12 protein-coding genes are annotated in these 17,660 nt (G+C 69.8%); 9 read left to right on the top strand and 3 right to left on the bottom strand.

Annotation, left to right across the window (positions count from 1 at the left end; all coding sequences use genetic code 11):
• Window positions 1-279: 279 nt before the first annotated feature.
• On the bottom strand, window positions 280-4,515 hold the full coding sequence (locus JOD97_RS26955) for a PAS domain S-box protein (RefSeq protein ID WP_373999950.1): 4,236 nt from the start codon (window positions 4,513-4,515) through the stop codon (window positions 280-282).
• Window positions 4,516-4,792: 277 nt separating this feature from the next.
• A complete protein-coding gene (hutC, locus tag JOD97_RS26950; protein ID WP_209725431.1) occupies window positions 4,793-5,539 on the bottom strand; it encodes a histidine utilization repressor in 747 nt (248 codons plus the stop codon).
• 187 nt (window positions 5,540-5,726) lie between these two features.
• Here hutC and ada point away from each other — a divergent pair, with 187 nt between their 5' ends.
• The 8 genes from ada (at window position 5,727) to JOD97_RS26910 (ending at window position 13,904) form a co-directional block, all read left to right on the top strand.
• On the top strand, window positions 5,727-6,818 hold the full coding sequence (gene ada, locus JOD97_RS26945; RefSeq protein ID WP_229264759.1) for a bifunctional DNA-binding transcriptional regulator/O6-methylguanine-DNA methyltransferase Ada: 1,092 nt from the start codon (window positions 5,727-5,729) through the stop codon (window positions 6,816-6,818).
• On the top strand, window positions 6,811-7,767 hold the full coding sequence (locus JOD97_RS26940) for a 2OG-Fe(II) oxygenase (protein ID WP_229264758.1): 957 nt from the start codon (window positions 6,811-6,813) through the stop codon (window positions 7,765-7,767). Before ada ends, JOD97_RS26940 begins: the two co-directional genes overlap by 8 nt.
• A 158-nt stretch (window positions 7,768-7,925) precedes the next feature.
• Entirely contained in the window at window positions 7,926-8,786 is an 861-nt protein-coding gene (locus tag JOD97_RS26935) for an STAS domain-containing protein (RefSeq protein WP_209725426.1), read from the top strand.
• A gap of 7 nt (window positions 8,787-8,793) precedes the next feature.
• A complete protein-coding gene (locus JOD97_RS26930) occupies window positions 8,794-9,150 on the top strand; it encodes an STAS domain-containing protein (RefSeq protein WP_209725424.1) in 357 nt (118 codons plus the stop codon).
• The gene (locus JOD97_RS26925; RefSeq protein WP_209725422.1) at window positions 9,147-9,614 is read left to right on the top strand and encodes an anti-sigma regulatory factor; all 468 of its coding nucleotides are present in this window, start codon (window positions 9,147-9,149) and stop codon (window positions 9,612-9,614) included. Before JOD97_RS26930 ends, JOD97_RS26925 begins: the two co-directional genes overlap by 4 nt.
• Window positions 9,602-10,633, top strand: a complete 1,032-nt coding sequence (locus tag JOD97_RS26920; RefSeq protein ID WP_209725420.1) for an anti-sigma regulatory factor — start codon at window positions 9,602-9,604, stop codon at window positions 10,631-10,633. Before JOD97_RS26925 ends, JOD97_RS26920 begins: the two co-directional genes overlap by 13 nt.
• Window positions 10,633-11,991, top strand: a complete 1,359-nt coding sequence (locus JOD97_RS26915; RefSeq protein WP_209725418.1) for a sensor histidine kinase — start codon at window positions 10,633-10,635, stop codon at window positions 11,989-11,991. The genes JOD97_RS26920 and JOD97_RS26915 overlap by 1 nt, the downstream gene beginning before the upstream one ends.
• Entirely contained in the window at window positions 11,988-13,904 is a 1,917-nt protein-coding gene (locus JOD97_RS26910; protein WP_229264757.1) for a response regulator, read from the top strand. The genes JOD97_RS26915 and JOD97_RS26910 overlap by 4 nt, the downstream gene beginning before the upstream one ends.
• On the opposite strand, the gene msbA is transcribed toward JOD97_RS26910, so the two are convergent.
• On the bottom strand, window positions 13,901-15,745 hold the full coding sequence (gene msbA, locus JOD97_RS26905) for a lipid A export permease/ATP-binding protein MsbA (RefSeq protein WP_209725416.1): 1,845 nt from the start codon (window positions 15,743-15,745) through the stop codon (window positions 13,901-13,903). The genes JOD97_RS26910 and msbA overlap by 4 nt on opposite strands.
• Before the next feature lie 147 nt (window positions 15,746-15,892).
• Between msbA and JOD97_RS26900 the strand changes: the two genes are divergently transcribed.
• Window positions 15,893-17,572 carry an amidohydrolase gene (locus tag JOD97_RS26900; RefSeq protein ID WP_209725414.1) on the top strand — a complete coding sequence of 560 codons (1,680 nt, stop codon included), beginning with the start codon at window positions 15,893-15,895 and terminating at the stop codon, window positions 17,570-17,572.
• The last annotated feature ends 88 nt before the right edge of the window (window positions 17,573-17,660 follow it).

Raw genomic sequence — 17,660 nt, 5'->3', positions numbered from 1 at the left:
TTTTTTAAAAATGTGGGCGGAATGTGGAAACCCCCTAAACTATTTGCCGGGATCGCCCGCAACGCGGCCTCCGGCCCGGCGCCGAACCGTCGCGTGGCGCCATTGCGGGCATGCCCGGTCGGCGGCTCGCAGATGGCGGATTACGGCGTTCCGCCTAATCCGCCCTACGTGCTCCCGCGGTGACGCGGCGGCGTGCGGCCGGGCCCCATGCCTGGCGGGGAACCACGTAGGGCGGATTAGCGTAGCGTAATCCGCCATGCTCCGCCCGTGGCCCCGCCGTCAGTTGTCATCGGCGAAGGTGGTGTTGGTCATGATCTGCTCGGTGATCTTCTCCAGCAGCGGCCACAATTGGGCCAGCAGCGCCCGCGCCCGCGCCGCGCTGGCCGGATCGTCCGGCGGCAACTCCTCCAGCTCGCGCAGCAGCTCGCCCATGCCCAGCGCGCCGACCGTGCGCGCCGGCGACTTGAGGCGGTGGCTCAGGTCGCGCAGCTCGTCCATCGCGCCGCGCTTGAGCGCCGCCTCCATCCGGGTGATGACGTCCTGGCTGTTCTGCAAAAACTTGAAGGCGAACTTGCGCACCTTGTGCGGGTGGTAGCCCAGCAGCTTGGCCAGGATCGACAGGTCGATCACCGCCGGATCGCCGCCCAGCGTGGTCTTGAAGGCCGAGCGCGGCCCGGCCGGGCGCTCGCGCGCGGCGTCGCGCTCGGGCAGCCAGTTGGCGATGGTCTGGTACATCAGCGCCGGCTGGATCGGCTTGGAGATGAAGTCGTCCATGCCGGCCTCGATGCAGCGCACCCGGTCCTCGCTGGTGGCGGTGGCCGTCATCGCCAGCACCCGGATGTCGGCCAGGCGCGGGTCGGCGCGGATGCGGCGGGTCGCCTCCAGGCCGTCCATCAGCGGCATCTGCACGTCCATCAGCACGCAGTCGAAGGCGGTCTGGCGCAGCAGCTCGAGCGCCTCCATGCCGTTGGCGGCCAGGCACACCGACGAGCCGACCTCCTCCAGCATCTCGAGCGCGATCTGCTGGTTGAAGGTGTTGTCCTCGACCAGCAGGATGCGCGCGTTCTTGAGCGCGGCCATGACCGCCGCGCTGCGCGAGGACGCCAGCAGTTCGGCGGCGGCGTCCTTGACGCGGTCGATCAGCGACGGCACGCTGGCGCTCGACACGCCCAGGCGCGCGGTGAACCAGAAGGTGCTGCCGTGGCCGGGCCGGCTGCGCACGCCCACCTCGCCGCCCATCAGCTGCGCCAGCTGCTTGCAGATCGCCAGGCCCAGGCCGGTGCCGCCGTATTCGCGCGTGGTCGAGGTGTCGGCCTGCTGGAACGACTGGAACAGCTTTGCGATCTCGCGCTCGGACAGGCCGATGCCGCAGTCGCTGACCTCGAAGCGCAGCAGGCAGCCGGTGGCGTCGCCGACGACCTGGCGCACGCGCACGTCGATGCGGCCCTTTTCGCTGAACTTGATGGCGTTGTTGGTGTAGTTGATCAGCACCTGGCCCAGGCGCAGCGGGTCGCCGCGCAGCACCCTGGGCAGGGTCGGGTCGAGGTCGAACACCAGTTCGAGCTCGCGGCTGGCCGCCTTGGGCGCGACCACCGTGGTCAGGGTCTGGATCACGTGTTCGAGCGCGAAGTCGACCTGCTCGATGGCCAGCTTGCCGGCCTCGATCTTGGAGATGTCGAGGATGTCGTCGATGATGCCCAGCAGGTGCTCGCCGGCGAAGCGGATCTTTTCCAGGTAGTCGCGCTGGCGCGGATCGAGGTCGGTCTTGAGCGCCAGGTAGGCCATGCCGATCACGCCGTTCATCGGCGTGCGGATCTCGTGGCTCATGTTGGCCAGGAACTGGCCCTTGGTCTGGTTGGCCTCCTCGGCCAGCCGGCGCGCCTGATCGAGCTCGCGGGTGCGCTGGGCGACGCGCTCCTCCAGATGCTCGTTCAACTCGCGCAGCGCGTCCTCGCCGCGTTTGCGGTCGGTGATGTCGGTCAGGCTGGCCACCACCAGCGGCACGGCGCCGCCCTGGTCGGGGATCGGCTCGGCGTTGATCGACAGCCAGTGCAGCGCGCCGTCGGGCTGGGCGATGCCCATCACCACGTCGCGCACCGACAGCCCGGTGACGATGGCCAGGCGCACCGGATGGCTGGCGGCGTCGAAGCGGGTGCCGTCCTCGCGCACGCCGCACCACAGGCACGCGCCGCGGTCGGCGCCCTCGGCGCGCGGCTCGATCGGCAGCGCGTGCGCCAGCATGCGCACGGCGGCGGCGTTGCGTTCGAGGATGGCGCCGTGGCCGTCGACCATCACCAGGCCGTTGGTGACGGCGTTGAAGATCGACGCCAGGCGCTGGCTCGAGCCGCGCAGCGCGCCCTCGGCCTGGCGGCGCGCGGTGATGTCGGTCAGCATGGCCAGGGTGCCGGCGTAGTGGCCGGCGTCGGAATTGATGACGGTGGTCGACAGCAGGCACCAGACGGTGCTGCCGTCGCTGCGGCGGAAGCTGACGTCGCCCTGGATCGCCTCGCCGGCCAGGCGGCGCTGCAGGTGGTGGTGCAGCTGCAGGCGGCCGTCGGCGTCCATGAAGTCGGTCATGGCGCGGCCCATGATCTGCTCGACGTCGTAATCGAGCATGCGCGCCATGGTCGGATTGACGAACGTGGTGCGGTCGTCGGCGTCGCTCATCCAGATGCCCTCGGCGGCGGTCTGCACGATCAGGCGGTAGCGCTCGGAGCTGGCCTGCAGCGCCTCCTCGGCGCGCTGGCGCTGGGTCATGTCGCGCAGCGCCATGATCACCAGCTCCTGGCCGCCCAGCTCCACCTGCGACAGGTGCACCATGGCCGGGAAGGTGCTGCCGTCGGCGCGATGCGCGCTGAGCACCCGGCCCGGCAGGTTGGGGCGCACGAACAGCTCGCGTCCGCGGCCGTTGCTGCGCATCGCCTCCGGCGCCAGCTGGTCGACCGAGCGCCCCGCCATGTCGCCGTCGTAGCCGAAGCTGGCGGCGCAGGCCGGGTTGGCGTGGCGCACCCGCCCGCTCTTGTCGGCGATCAGCACCGCGCCCGGCGTGGCGTCGACCACGGCGCACAGGCGCGCCTGTTCGGCGGCGGCGCGCTCGCTGATGTCGGCCAGCGTGCCGGCCGCGCGCAGCGGCCCGCCGCCGGCGTCGCGCTCGACCACCATGCCGCGCATGAGCACCCATTTCCAGCGGCCGTCCCGGCAGCGCGCCCGGTGCTCGCTGTTGACCTGGACGTTGCGCTCGGCGGTGCCGGAGAGCAGGTCCTGGATGCCGCGTTCGAGCTGCGCGCGGTCGTCGGGATGGACCTGCTCGAGCCACTGCTGGAACGACGGCCTGGCGGCGGCGTCGCCGGCGTCGAGGTCCAGTATGTCGCAATAGCGCGGCGACAGCGTCAGCGCGCCGGTGTCGACGCGCCACTCCCACATGCCGGCGCCGGAGCCCTCCAGCGCCAGGCCGGCGATGCGTTCGGCGCTGTTTTGCTCTGCGCGGGCGGCGCCTAGCGCGGCGGCCTGTTGGCGCAGGCGCCAGGCGCCGGCCAGCATGACGAGCAGCAGCAGCGCGCCGAGCGCGGCGCCGCCGTGGCGCAGCAACCGGCTGGCGCCCTGCGGCTGGTACAGGAAGCCATCGAGCTTGAAGTCGGCCGGCAGCATGCCCTGCTCGATGTAGGCGCCGGCGATGGCGCGCCAGCGCTCCGGATTGCTGTAGCCCGGCTCGATCAAGTCCTGTTCCAGCAGCGAGACGATCTGGCGCGCCTCGAACATCAGGTGTTCGCGGCTGTGCCGCTCGGGGTAGCGGGCCCGTATCAGGTCGGCGATTTCGCCCTGGTGCGCCATCGCGTAGCGCCAGCCGCGCAGCGTCGCCGCGCGCAGCGCCCGCGCGCGCGCCGGATGCTCGCGCAATTCGCTCTCGGTGGTATAGAGCACGTCGCCGTAGAAATCGAGGCCGACGGCGCGCGGCGACTGGATCTCGTAGGCCAGGCTGGTGCGCTCGAGCACGAACGGCGCCTCGCTGGTGTAGACCGACATGGCATCGACCCGGCCCTGGAGCAGGTCATCGTAGTTGTGGCTGTGGGCGAGGTAGGACACGCTGTCGTCGCGCACGCCGATTTTTTTCAGGTAGACGTTCAATTCCTCGTTGTTCGGCGCCAGCATGATGCGGCTGCCGGCCCAGGGACGCGGCTTGCCGTCGGGGCCGTGGCGCACCAGCAGCGCCGCGCCGGAATGCTGGAAGATCGAGGCCAGCACCACCACCGGCTGGCCCATGCCGCGCGCCAGCAGCAGCGTGGTGTTGCCGACGCCGTACTGGGCGCCGCCGCTGGCGACGTTTTGCAGCGGATCGCCGCCGGGCACCGCCTCGGCCAGCGTGACATCGAGGCCGGCGTCGCGGTAATAGCCCTGGTCCTGCGCGGCGTAGTAGCCGGCGAACTGGAACTGGTGCTGCCACTTGAGCTGGATGGTGACCTTTTCGGCCGCCCGCGCCCCGGGGGCGGCGGCCAGCAGCAGGACGCACGCCGCCACCGTGCGCGGCAAACGGCGCCAGGAGCTCGGGCGAACGCGGGGACGGCTGTGCGACAAGTGCTTCCCTTTCCTGTGACAGTGGCTACCCTTGGGGCAGCCAACTATAGCAGTTTTAACCACCGATATCGCATTGGCAAGAAAAGAACGGATTTGCGTCGCGGCGGGGCGGAAAAGACACACTCCGGGGTCAGGTCCACCATTTCTACACGAGCGCGGCCTTAAGCAACTCTACAGCCCAGTTCGTGTAGAAATGGTGGACCTGACCCTGGAGTTGCCGCTATTGCGCGAAGCTGCCGGCGAACTGGTAGCGGTGGCCGGGATGCCACATGGTGGCGATGCTGGCGATGCGCCCGCCCGAGACGGTCTGGCGCTTGAGCACCAGGCAGGCCTGGCGGGTGTCGATGGCCAGCATGTCGGCGATGTCGCGCGGCGTGGCCAGCGCCTCGATGCTGTAGGTGGCGCCCTGCAGCGGCGCCGCCTGCATCAGGTATTCGTTGGGGGTGATGCTGGCGAAGTCCTGTTCCATGTAGTCGGGCGCGCACAGCGGATTGACCCAGCGGTCCTCGACCTGGATCGGCACGCCGTTTTCGAAGTGGATGATCACCGAATGGAACAGCGGGTGGCCGGGCGGCAGGTCGAACTGCTTGGCCATCAGGTCGCTGGCCTTGCCGCGTTCGAGCTGCTGCAGGCTGCTGCGGTGGACGTGGCCGCGCGCGCGCACCTCGTCGGCGATCGATTTGATCTCCAGCAGCGTGGCCTGGTACTTTTGCTGGGCGACGTAGGTGCCGGCGCCCTGGCGGCGCGTGAGCACCTGCTCGGCCGTCAGCTCGCGCACGGCGCGGTTGACCGTCATGCGGGAGACGCCGAATTGTTTGACCAGCGCCTGCTCGGACGGGATCACGTCGCCTTCCTTCCAGACGCCGGCCGTGATCTGCGCCAGCAAGTGGTCTTTGATGCGCTGGAAAATAGGGGTGCCGTCCGGGGCGCCCGGCGCGGGGTTTTCTCGCTTTGCTTGATCGTCCAAACGGGTCTCCGGGCGCGCCTCCGCAGGCGGCAGAGCGGGCATTTTAGCATCGGACAGGGGTACAATCCAAAAGCCTCGATTCAAAAGCAAGAATTCAAAAGCAACGATTCAAAAGCAAGACCCGGAGTGTGCCGCGATCCGCCGCCCGCTAGCATGGCATCATTCCAATTCAACGATGGAGTCCGCGATGGACAACTCAATAAACGACAGCGCCGGCCAAGCCGGCCCCTATGCCGGCGAGCAGGCGCGCTGGGACGCCGTGCGGCGGCGCGACGCCGGCGCCGACGGCGTGTTCTGGTATTCGGTGCGCAGTACCGGCGTGTTTTGCCGGCCGTCGTGCGGCGCCCGTCCGGCCCTGCGCAAGAACGTGGCGTTCCACGACAGCCGCGAGGAGGCGCTGCGGGCCGGCTTCCGCCCCTGCCTGCGCTGCAAGCCCGAGCAGCCGCCGCTGGCCGAGCGCCAGGCCGCGCTGGTGGCCGAGGCCTGCCGCCTGATCGACGCGGCCGACGAGGCGCCCGACCTCGACACGCTGGCCGCCGCCGTCGGCGTGAGCCGCTTCCATTTCCACCGCGTGTTCAAGGCGGTCACCGGAATCACGCCGAAAGCGTATGCGCAGGCGCGGCGCGCGCGGCGCGTGCAGGCCGGCCTGGCGCGGCAGGCGACAGTCACCGAGGCGATCTACGACGCCGGCTTCAATTCCAGCGGCCGTTTTTACGCCAGCTCGCCGGCGGTGCTGGGCATGACGCCGAGCGCCTTCCGCGCCGGCGGCGCCGGCGCCGTGATCCGCTTCGCCATCGGCGCCTGTTCGCTGGGGGCGATTCTGGTGGCCAGCACCGCGCAGGGCATCTGCGCGATCCTGATCGACGACGATCCCGATTTCCTGGTGCGCGACCTGCAGGACCGCTTTCCGAAGGCGGAACTGATCGGCGCCGAGGCCGAATACGAACAGGTGGTCTCGCGCGTGGTGGGCATGGTGGAGCGGCCGGAGCTCGGCCTCGACCTGCCGCTGGACGTGCGCGGAACGGCCTTCCAGCGGCGCGTGTGGCAGGCGTTGCAAGCGATTCCCGCCGGGCGCACGGTCAGCTACGCCGAACTGGCGCAGCTGGTCGGCTTGCCCAAGGGCGCGCGCGCGGTGGCCGGCGCCTGCGCCGCCAACGCGCTGGCGGTGGCGATTCCGTGCCACCGGGTGGTGCGCAACGATGGCTCGATTTCCGGCTATCGCTGGGGCGTGGACCGCAAGGCGGCGCTGCTGGACCGGGAAAGGCCGGGCAATGACTAGCAATGGCGAGTTCGATTTCGGCGCCGCCGCGCCGCCGCGCCAGCCGCGCAAGACGGCGCCGGTGGCGCCGGCCAGGCCCACCAAGCCCGCCCCGCAAGCCGGGCCGGCGGGCGGCGAGGGCGCCGAAGCGGCGCCGTCCGCCGCCGGCACGGCCGATGCCGCCGATGCCGCCACCCGCGCGCAGGCGCTGGCCAACGCGCGCCGCGCGCTGGGCGCGGCGGCCGGCATCGCCGCCCACGTGGCGGGGCTGGACTGGCAAGCCATCGCCGACGAGCTCAACGCCCACGGCTACGCCATCGTGCCCGGCATGCTGACCGCCGACGAAAGCGTCGCCATGGCCGCGCAGTACGCGCAACCGGCTTTGTTCCGCAGCCGCGTCGTGATGGCGCAACACGGCTTTGGCAGTGGCGAATACCAGTATTTCCGCTATCCGCTGCCGTCGATGATCTCGGCGCTGCGCCAGGCGCTGTACGGCCCGCTGGCCGCGATCGCCAACCGCTGGCACGAGCTGCTCGACATCGAGGCGCGCTTCCCGCCCGACCACGCCGACTTTTTGGCCCGTTGCCACGCCGCCGGCCAGAACCGCCCGACGCCGCTGCTGTTGCAATACGGCGCCGGCGACTACAACTGCCTGCACCAGGATTTATATGGCGAGCACGTGTTCCCGCTGCAGGCGGCGATTTTGCTGAGCGAACCGGGAACCGACTTCGACGGCGGCGAATTCGTGCTCACCGAGCAGCGCCCGCGCATGCAGTCGCGGGTGGAGGTGGTGCCGCTGCGGCGCGGCGACATGGTCATCTTCCCCGTCAACCACCGGCCGGCGCAAGGCGCGCGCGGCGTCTATCGGGTTGCCATGCGGCATGGCGTGAGCCGCCTGCGCGCGCCGGCCGGCGCCGGCCCGGGGCCGCTGCGCCATACCCTCGGCGTCATTTTCCACGACGCCGCCTGAATAGAATATTTCTTCGGTTTCCCCTCCGTAACGTCATTCCCCCTGTTATGCTGCCTGCGCGGCGCGCGCGTGTGGTCAATTGAACATCGGAAAAGCCGCAATCATTGATACTATTTCTTACCGCTATTTAATTTGCACGCTCTCATTCTGGGGATTTGATGACCACCAACGATAACGCACGCCGTATCAGCGCCCTGATCCAACAGCACCAGGCCGACATCGGCGCCGACTGGATCACCAATCTGGAGAGCCTGGCCTTCCGCAGCGACGGCGCCGCGCAGGAACAATTGCGGCGCCATTGCCGCCAGTTGCTGGCGCTGCTGCCGGAGGCCACGCTGAACGGCGGCTTCGACAGCATCGAGGGCCGCGCCTGGGACGAGGTGCGCGACCAGCTGACCGAGATCTCCGGCCAGCGCGCCAAGCAGGGCTCGACGCCGAGCGAGACGGCCACGTTCGTGTTCTCGCTCAAGCAGTCGCTGTTCACCAGCCTGCGCCAGTCGCTGGCGGCCGAGCCGGAGCTGCTGGCCGAGGCGCTGTGGAACGTCAGCGCGTTGCTCGACAAACTGGGCCTGTTCACCATCGAAGTGTTCCAGCGCTCGCGCGACCAGATCATCGTGCGCCAGCAGCAGGAGCTGCTGGAGTTGTCGACGCCGGTCGTCAAGCTGTGGACCGACATCCTGGCGCTGCCGCTGATCGGCACCCTCGACAGCGCCCGCACCCAGGTGGTGATGGAGAGCCTGCTCGAGAAGATCGTCGAAACCGGCGCCGCCATCGCCATCATCGACATCACCGGCGTGCCCACCGTCGACACGCTGGTGGCCCAGCACCTGATGAAGACCATCGCCGCGGCCCGCCTGATGGGCGCCGACTGCATCATCAGCGGCATCCGCCCGCAGATCGCCCAAACCATCGTCCACCTGGGCGTGAACCTGGACGACGTGGTCACCAAGGCGACCCTGGCCGACGCCTTCATCGTGGCGCTGGCGCGGGTGGGCTCGACCATCAGCCGCAAAGCCTGAGCCGGCGATGGACCGCATTCCCATTCTGCGCATCGGCGACCTGCTGCTGGTGACGATCCAGGTCGACATGCATGACCGCCTGGCGATGACCTTGCAGGACGACCTGACCGAGCGCATCGTCAAGGACCAGGCCAAGGGCGTGTTGATCGATATCTCCGCGCTCGACCTGGTCGATTCCTTCATCGGCCGCATGATCAGCAACACGGCGGCGATGGCGCGCGTGCTCGACGCCCAGACCGTGCTGGTGGGCATGCAGCCGGCCGTGGCGATCACGCTCGTCGAGCTGGGCCTGACCTTGCCGGGCGTGAAAACCGCGCTCAATGTCGAAAAGGGCATGGCGCTGCTCGGCAAGAGTTATCAATGAACGCTGCGTCGCCAGCGCAGCCGGTGCGCTTCGCCTCGCCGTTGCTGGAAGCGGACAAGCTGGTGCGCGCCAGCGTGCTGCTGCCGCTGCGCACCGACGAGCACGTCGTCGGCGTGCGCAAGGTGGTGCGCGAGCACGCGCTCGAACTCAAATTGAGCCTGGTCGAGCAGACCAAGCTGGTGACCGCCGCCAGCGAACTGGCGCGCAACACCATCAAGTACGGCGGCGGCGGCGTGGTGGTCGCCCAGAAGTTGTCGGACGGCGTGCGCAACGGCCTGCGGCTGGTGTTCGCCGACGACGGCCCCGGCATCGCCGACGTGGCGCAGGCGCTGCGCGACGGTTACACCAGCGGCGGCGGCCTGGGCCTGGGCCTGGGCGGCGCCAAACGCCTCGTCGACGAATTCGACATCGATTCACGCAGCGGAGAGGGCACCGCGGTCGCCATCGTCAAATGGAAAAAATAGCCAGTTCCTTCGACGGCCAGCAGTGGATTTCGATTGTGCACCCGAGCGACATCGCCACCGTCCGCCGTTACGGCCAGCGCATGGCGCAGGACGCCGGCTTCGACGATGTGCGCAGCGGCCAGGTGGCGATCGTCATCAGCGAGGCCGCCACCAACATCCTCAAGCACGCCGGCGAGGGCCGCATCGCGCTCGCGCCGGTGTTCAGCGGCGGGCGCGCCGGCGTCGAGGTGCTGGCCTTCGACAAGGGGCCCGGCATCGCCAACCTGGGCCAGGCGCTGCGCGACGGCGTCTCGAGCGCCGGCACGGCCGGCACCGGCCTGGGGGCGATGCGCCGCCTGGCCGATGAATTCGACGTCTACGCCCATCCGGGCAAGGGCGCGGCGTTTTGCATGCGGCTGTGGGCCGGCGCGGCCGAGCCGCGGCCGGCCGCGCGCGCGGGATCGGGCGCGGTCTGCCTGCCGCTGGGCGGCGAGACCGAGAGCGGCGACGCCTGGCTGGTGGCGCGCCAGCAGCACGCCATCGCGCTGATGGTGGTCGACGGCCTGGGACACGGGCCGGAGGCGGCCAAGGCGGCCCGCGCCGCCGTCGACGCGGTGGCGCTGCAGCCGGGCATGCGGCCGGCCGCGCAGATCGAGGTGTGCCACGCGGCGCTGCGGCCGACGCGCGGCGCGGCGCAGGCGCTGGCGCTGCTGGACCTGCCGGCGCGCCAGCTGTATTTCGCCGGCGTGGGCAACATCGGCGCCTGCGTGATCGACGGCGACACGCGGCGCCAGATGATGTCGCACAACGGCATCGTCGGCCACAACATGCGCAAGGTGCAGGAGTTCGCGCTGCCGTGCCCACCGGGCGCGCTGGTGATCCTGGCCAGCGACGGCATCGGCACCCAGTGGGACCTGGCGCAGTATCCCGGCCTGGCCGCCTGCGACCCGGCCATCGTGGCGGCGGTGCTGCTGCGCGATTTCGCGCGCGGGCGCGACGACGCCTGCGTGCTGGTGCAACGCTGTCCCGAGGAGCGCTGATGTCCATCACCCGCATTATCCAGGTCGGCATCGACAGCGAACCGGACGTGGTGCTGGTGCGCCAGCGCGCGCGCCAGATCTCCGGCCTGCTCGGCTTTGGCGTGCAGGACCAGGTGCGGGTGGCGACGGCGGTGTCGGAGGTGGCGCGCTGCGCCTACGGCCGCCTGTCGGGCGGGCGCGGCCAGTTCGCGCTCGACCAGGGCGGCGCGGTGGCGCGGCTGACCGTGTCGATCCGCGCCGAGGCGCGGCCGGCGTCGGCGCCGCCGCCGGTGCCGGCCGCCGGCGGCGAGGGCGAGTCGGCGGCGGCGCAGTTCGACAACGCCATCCTGACCGCCCAGCGGCTGATGGACGATTGCGTGGTCGAGCAGTCGGCCGGCGGCGGCCTGACGGTGGTCATGCGCAAGGACCTGCCGGCCGGCCAGCGCGTCGACGCCGCGCGCCTGCAGCGCATCGGCGCCGAGCTGGCGGCCAGCCCGGTGCAAAACACCTATTCGGAGATGCAGCAGCAAAACCGCGAGCTGGGCGCCGCGCTGGCCGAGCTGCGCGAGCGCCAGGACGACCTGCTGTCGCTGACGCACGAGCTGGAGGACACCAACCGCGGCGTGGTCGCGCTGTACGCCGAGATCGAGGAGAAGGCCGAGCGCCTGCGCAAGGCCGACGAGATGAAGTCGCGCTTCCTGTCGAACACCAGCCACGAGCTGCGCACGCCTTTGAGCTCGATCCGGGCGCTGGCCAAGCTGCTGCTCGACCGCATGGACGGCGACCTGACGCCGGAGCAGGAGCGCCAGGTCGGCTTCATCGCCAGCGCCGCCCACGATCTGTCGGAGCTGGTCAACGACCTGCTGGACCTGGCCAAGATCGAGGCCGGCAAGGTCGAGCTGACGATCGCGCCGGTCGACATCGACAATCTGTTCAGCACCCTCAAGGGCATGCTGCGGCCGCTCACGCGCAATCCCGGGGTGGAGCTGGTGTTCGTCACGCCGCCGGCGCCGCCGCCGCTGTGGTCCGACGAGGCCAAGGTGGCGCAGATCCTGCGCAACTTCATCTCCAACGCGCTCAAATTCACCGAGGCCGGCCAGGTGGCGGTGGCGTTCGAGGACGACGGCGGCGAACACGTCACCTTCGCCGTCAGCGACACCGGCATCGGCATCGAGGCCGACAACCTGCAACTGATCTTCGAGGAATTCAGCCAGATCGCCCACCCGCTGCAGGCCGGCGCCAAGGGAACGGGCCTGGGCCTGCCACTGTGCCGCCAGTTGGCGCAGCTGCTGGGCGGCTCGGTCGAGGTGGCCAGCGCGCCCGGCGCCGGGTCGACTTTTTCCCTGCATTTGCCGCGCCGGGCCGAGGGCGCGCCATGAAAGACAAAGCCATGAGCAATGACAGCATATTGATCCTCAACGTCGACGACAACGACGGCGCGCGCTACGTCAAAACGCGCATCCTGCAGGGCGCCGGTTTCAAGGTGGTGGAGGCGGCCAACGGCACCGACGGCCTGGCCATGGCGCGCCAGATGCTGCCGGCGCTGGTGCTGCTGGACGTCAAACTGCCCGACATCAACGGCATCGAGGTGTGCCGCCGCATCAAGGACGATCCGCTGACGGCCGGCGTGCTGGTGCTGCAGACGTCGGCCGCGCTGACCGGGCGCGACGACAAGATCCGCGGGCTCGAGGGCGGCGCCGACAACTACCTGGCGGCGCCGATCGAGGCCGACGAGCTGGTGGCCAACGTCAACGCGCTGCTGCGCCTGCAGCGCACCCAGACGGAGCTGCGCAACAGCGAGGAGCGCTTCCGCCAGCTGACCGAAAACATCGAGGACGTGTTCTGGATGTTCGACCTGCAAAGCCGCGCGCTGCTGTACGTGAACAACGCCTACGACTCCTTCTGGGGGCGGGCGGCGGCGCAGCTGCAGCACAACACCGGCGACTGGCTCAACGCCATCCACGCCGACGACCGCATCGCCGTCTCGGCCCGCTGGGAGGCGCTGCGGCGCGGCGAGCACTATGACGAGGAATACCGGCTGCTGCTGGCCGACGGCACGCTGCGCTGGGTGCGCGACCGCGCCTTCCAGGTGCGCGACGCCGGCCACACGCCGTACCGCATCGCCCGCATCAGCAGCGACATCACCCAGCGCAAGACCATGGAGGGGCTGCTGCGCGCGGCCGACGACAACAAGAACGATTTCCTGGCGACCCTGGCGCACGAGCTGCGCAACCCCCTAAGCCCGATCCGCAACGCGGTAGCGCTGATGGGCGTGGCCGACGCCAGCGAGGTCGAGGTGCACCGCAAGGCGCGCCAGGTGATCATGCGCCAGGTCGGCCATCTGGCGCGGCTGGTGGACGATCTGCTGGACGTGGCCCGCATCTCGGAGGGCAAGCTGGCGCTGCGGCTGGAGGACCTGGAGCTGCGCTCGGTGCTCGAGCCGGCGCTGGAGACGGCGCGGCCGCTGATGGAGTCGCGCGGGCACACGCTGACGGTGGTGGCGCCGCCGCATCCGATCCGCCTGCACGGCGACCCGGTGCGGCTGGCGCAGGCGGTGGGCAACCTGCTGCACAACGCGGCCAAGTTCACCGTGGTGGGCGGCGCGATCCGGCTGGAGGTGACGTCGCCGGCGCCGGACCGCGTGCGCATCGCGGTGCGCGACAACGGCATCGGCATCTCGACCGAGAACCTGCCGCGCATCTTCGACATGTTCGCGCAGGGCGCGTCGGCGCACGACCGCGCGCACGACGGCCTGGGCATCGGCCTGTCGCTGGTGTCGAAGATGGTGCAGATGCACGGCGGCACGGTGTACGCCGAAAGCGCCGGCACCGACCAGGGCAGCAGCTTCGTCATCGAACTGCCGGTGCTGGCCGCGCCCGGCGCCGAGCCGGCCGCCCCCGCGCCGGCGGGCGGCGGCGTGCCGGTGGTGACGGGGCTCAACCGGCTGCTGGTGGTCGACGACAACGTCGATTCGGGCGAGGTGCTGGGCGACCTGCTCAAGTTGCTGGGCTACGAGGTGCGGCTGGCGCATGACGCGGCGTCGGCGATGGCCAGCGCGCGCGCGTTCGAGCCGCACGCGATGATCCTCGACATCGGCATGCCGCACGTCGACGGCTACGCGCTGGCGCGCATGCTGCGCGCCGATTCGGCGCTGTCGCGCATCCGGCTGATCGCGCACACCGGCTTCGGTTCGGCCCAGGACCGCGAGAAGACCGCCGCCGCCGGCTTCGACTTCCACCTGGTCAAACCGGCGGCGCTCGACGAGCTGCAGCAGACGCTGCGCCTGCTTTAAGCCGCCTGCACGCTTTTTTGCGTTTGATAGAGGCGCGAATAAATGCCGTTGTGCGCCAGCAGCGCCGCGTGGCTGCCCGCTTCGGCGATGCGGCCGCCGTCGAGCACCACGATGCGGTCGGCGTTCTCGATGGTCGACAGGCGGTGCGCGATGACCACCGTGGTGCGGCCCTGCATCAACACCTCCAGCGCCGACTGCACCAGCCGCTCCGATTCGGTGTCGAGCGCGCTGGTGGCCTCGTCGAGGATCAGGATCGGCGCGTCCTTGTACAGCGCGCGGGCGATGGCCAGGCGCTGGCGCTGGCCGCCGGACAGGCGCAAACCGTTCTCGCCCACCGGCGCCAGGTAGCCGCCGGGCTGGCGCTCGATGAATTCATGGGCGTGCGCGGCGCGCGCGGCCGCCTCGATGCGCGCCATCGACGGCGCCGGGTCGCCATAGGCGATGTTGGCCGCCAGCGTGTCGTTGAACAGCACCACGTCCTGGCTCACCAGCGCGATCTGCTGGCGCAGCGACGCCAGCGTGTACTCGCGCAGGTCGACGCCATCGAGCCGGATGGCGCCCGAGCTGACGTCGTAGAAGCGCGGCAGCAGGCCGGCCAGCGTGGTCTTGCCGCTGCCGGAGCTGCCCACCAGGGCCACCGTCTCGCCGGCGGCGATGTCGAGCGAGACGCGGTCGAGCGCGGGCCGGGCATCGGGCGACAGCGGCTTGCCGTCGGCGCCGCGGTAGTGGAAACTGACTTCCTCCAATTGCAGGCGGCCCTCGGCGCGCGCCAGCGTCCTGGTGCCGGTGTCGGCTTCGGTCTCGGTGTCGATCAGGCCGAACACCGATTCGGCGGCGGCCAGGCCGCGCTGCACCGGTTCGTTAATCTTGGTCAGGCTCTTGATCGGCGACTGCATCGCCATCAGCGCCGACATGAAGGTGACGAAGTCGCCCGGCGACAGCGCGCCGGCCTGGCTGCGGATCAGCGCGAAATAGATCACCGACGACAGCGTGATCCCGATCAGCAGCATGATGATGCCCGAGTTGAGCGCCGACGTCGCCGCATGCTTGACGGCCAGCTGGCGGTTGGTCTTGACCACGCTGTCGAAGCGGGTCTGCTCGTAGTTCTGGCCGCCGAAGATCTTCACCACCCGCTGGCCGCTGATGCTCTCGTCGAGCACATTGGTCAGCTCGCCCATGGCCGCCTGCGCGCTTTTGCTCAGGTGGCGCATGCGGCGCCCGGTGAAGGTGACGATGGCCGCCACCAGCGGCAGCAGACCCAGGCAGAACAGCGCCAGTTGCCAGTCGGTGATGAACAGCGTGGCCAGGTAGCCGATCGTGGCCACCGAGTCGCGCACGGCGATGTTGACGACGTTGAGCACCGCCTGCGCCACCTGGGCGGCGTCGAACGCCACGCGCGAGAGCGTGGTGCCGGTCGAGGAGAGGTCGAAAAAGCCGTTCGGCAGGCGCATGATGCGGGCGAACATCTGCTCGCGCAGGTTGGCCTGGACCCGGCTGCTGAGCCACGCGGCGCCGTATTCGCCGACAAAGCTGGAGAACATGCGCATCACCGCCAGGCCGAGGATCACCGCCGGGATGGTCCACAGCGCCACGCGCGCCGGGTCGCTCGGCAGCAGGGGGGCGAGGACGTCGCGCGCCTTGGCCAGCAGGCCGGTGACGGGGGCCTGGACGCCGGCCATGCCGTGCGACGGCGCCAGCGCGTCGATCACGTTTTTCAGCTGATTGATCAGCAGCACGTCGGTGGCCGCCGCCACGCCGACCGCCAACAAGGTGACGACGACGATCCCGGCGTAGGGGCGGAACTGCCTGAGCAGGCGGAGATAGAGTAGGCGGCTGGACACGTGTGGCGTTCTGAGAGCGGCGAATCCGCCATTGTACCCTTCCCGCCATGGCCCCCGCGTGCAAAACCCCGACACCCGACGCAAGTTCGATTGACCCCGGCGCAAACTTGGTTACACTCTGATCTTGCTTCCGAATGGAGAGATTTGATGCGCACCACCCCTTTGCAACGTTCCCCGCTGGCGGCGGCGATGGCGATCGCCCTGTCCGCCCCCCTGATGCCGGCGCAGGCCGACACCATCATCGACCACGCCAACGGCTACACGCTGACGGCGGCGGGCACGCTGCAGCGCTTCACGTCGCTGGGCTTCGACGATCTGGGGCGGGTGGTGGTGGTGGGCGGCGAAAAGGACACGGCGGCCCGGCTGCCGGACGCGCAGCACGTCGACGCCCAGGGCAAGACGCTGCTGCCGGGGCTGATCGACGCCCACGGCCACGTGTTCGAGCTGGGCGAGATCGCCTCCGGCGTCGACCTGTTCAGCCCGACGACCTTGGGCGGCGCCGTGCGCGCGGTGGCCGAGTTCGGCCGGACCCACCCCAAAAACGCCTGGATCATCGGCTACGGCTGGAACCAGGAGGCGTGGAAGCTGGGCCGCTTCCCCACCGCCGCCGAGCTCGACGCGGTGGTCAACGACCGCCCGGTGCTGCTGCACCGGGTCGACGCCCACGCCACCTGGGTCAACACCAAGGCGCTGGAGATGGCCGGCATCACCAAGGACACGCCCGATCCGGCCGGCGGCAAGATCGAGCGCGACGCCGGCGGCAAGCCGACCGGGGTGCTGGTCGACAGCGCCATGGAGCTGGTCAACAAGGTGGTGCCGCTGCCGACCCCGGCCCAGGCGCGCGGCACGCTCGACAGCGCGCTGGCGGCGCTGGCCAAGGTGGGCCTGACGAGCGTGCACGACGCCGGCATCAAGGTGGCGCAGGACGATTTGTACCGCGACTACGCCGACCACGGCAAGCTGACCACGCGCGTGTACGCGATGATCGGCGACACCGGCGCCGACTTCGACGAGCTGGCCAAGGAAGGCCCGCTCAAGTCCTACGCCAACGACGTCTACGCGCTGGCGGCGGTCAAGCTGTACGCCGACGGCGCGCTGGGCAGCCGTGGCGCGGCGCTGCTGTCGCCGTACAGCGACATGCCGTCGACCAAGGGCCTGCTGTTCCACCCGAACGACGAGATGCTGGCCAAGATGAACAAGGCCATGAAGGCCGGCTACCAGGTCAACATCCACGCCATCGGCGACGCCGGCAACCGCCAGATCCTCGACGCCTACGCGCAGCTGATCCCCAAATATAACAACGTGCAGCTGCGCCACCGCATCGAGCACGCGCAGGTGGTGGCGCCGGAAGACATCCCCCGTTTCAAGACGCTGGGGGTGATCCCGTCGATGCAGCCGACGCACGCGACGTCGGACCAGAACATGGCCGAGCACCGCGTCGGCCACGAGCGCATCAAGGGCGCCTACGCCTGGCGCACCTTTTTGGAGCAGGGCTCGAAGATCGCCTGCGGCTCGGACTTCCCGGTGGAGTCGCCCAATCCGTTCGAGGGCCTGCACGCGGCCGTCACGCGCCAGAACAACGCCGGCGTGCCGGCCGGCGGCTGGTACAAGAACCAGGCGATGACGCTCAACGAGGCGTTCCGCTGCTTCACCTTGGACGCGGCCTACGCGGCCCACCAGGAGAACGTCATCGGCTCGCTGGAGCCGGGCAAGTGGGCCGATTTCATCCTGGTCGACCGCGATGTGTTCAAGGTGCCGCCCGAGCAGATCGGCAAGACCGTGGTGCTGCAGACCTGGATGGGCGGCAAGCGCGTGTACAAGAAGTGACGCGCGGCGCGGCCACACTGGCCGGAAATTCAATTATTCATCCTTAACAACGTGTTGCGCGCGGCGCGGCTAACTCGAACGCTTCAGG

This window comes from Duganella sp. 1411, assembly GCF_017833525.1.
Taxonomy (GTDB): Bacteria; Pseudomonadota; Gammaproteobacteria; order Burkholderiales; family Burkholderiaceae_D; genus Rugamonas.
Note: the sequence above shows the minus strand (reverse complement) of the source record. Positions and strands in the feature narration are given on the sequence as shown.

Bases quoted from the DNA above. Each gene is read 5' to 3' on its own strand.
- ada (WP_229264759.1), top strand. From the start codon at position 5,727: ATGGACAACTCAATAAACGACAGCGCCGGCCAAGCCGGCCCCTATGCC.
- JOD97_RS26940 (WP_229264758.1), top strand. From the start codon at position 6,811: ATGACTAGCAATGGCGAGTTCGATTTCGGCGCCGCCGCGCCGCCGCGC.
- JOD97_RS26935 (WP_209725426.1), top strand. From the start codon at position 7,926: ATGACCACCAACGATAACGCACGCCGTATCAGCGCCCTGATCCAACAG.
- JOD97_RS26930 (WP_209725424.1), top strand. From the start codon at position 8,794: ATGGACCGCATTCCCATTCTGCGCATCGGCGACCTGCTGCTGGTGACG.
- JOD97_RS26925 (WP_209725422.1), top strand. From the start codon at position 9,147: ATGAACGCTGCGTCGCCAGCGCAGCCGGTGCGCTTCGCCTCGCCGTTG.
- JOD97_RS26920 (WP_209725420.1), top strand. From the start codon at position 9,602: ATGGAAAAAATAGCCAGTTCCTTCGACGGCCAGCAGTGGATTTCGATT.
- JOD97_RS26915 (WP_209725418.1), top strand. From the start codon at position 10,633: ATGTCCATCACCCGCATTATCCAGGTCGGCATCGACAGCGAACCGGAC.
- JOD97_RS26910 (WP_229264757.1), top strand. From the start codon at position 11,988: ATGAAAGACAAAGCCATGAGCAATGACAGCATATTGATCCTCAACGTC.
- JOD97_RS26900 (WP_209725414.1), top strand. From the start codon at position 15,893: ATGCGCACCACCCCTTTGCAACGTTCCCCGCTGGCGGCGGCGATGGCG.